Source organism: Streptococcus sp. HMSC077F03 (genome assembly GCF_001812375.1).
Lineage (GTDB): Bacteria > Bacillota > Bacilli > Lactobacillales > Streptococcaceae > Streptococcus > Streptococcus oralis_S.
On record NZ_KV808795.1, the window covers coordinates 1 to 222 of the forward strand.

General features: G+C 47.7%; 1 protein-coding gene. It reads right to left on the reverse strand.

Features of this window, described 5'->3' with window-relative positions; all coding sequences use genetic code 11:
- The coding region (locus HMPREF2853_RS10110) for a DUF1542 domain-containing protein (RefSeq protein WP_261674244.1) at positions 1 to 222 on the reverse strand (222 nt) is incomplete at both ends.

A 222-nucleotide genomic window follows, 5' to 3' on the forward strand; every position in this document is an offset into this window, starting at 1 on the left:
TGTTGTTGCATTATCGATGTTCTTCTTAGCTTTATCGGCCTTAGCTTTGGCATCAGCCTTCGCTGCAGCTTTCTCCTCATCCGTCAAATCGGTACGTGAATCAATGGCTGCTTCCTTAGTTTTCAGCGCATCATCGATCGCTTGCTTGGCTGCTGGCTTCGCTACTGGCTGCGGATTGACTGAATTGACTTCAGTTGTTCCAGTTGACTTAGCTTGATCGAC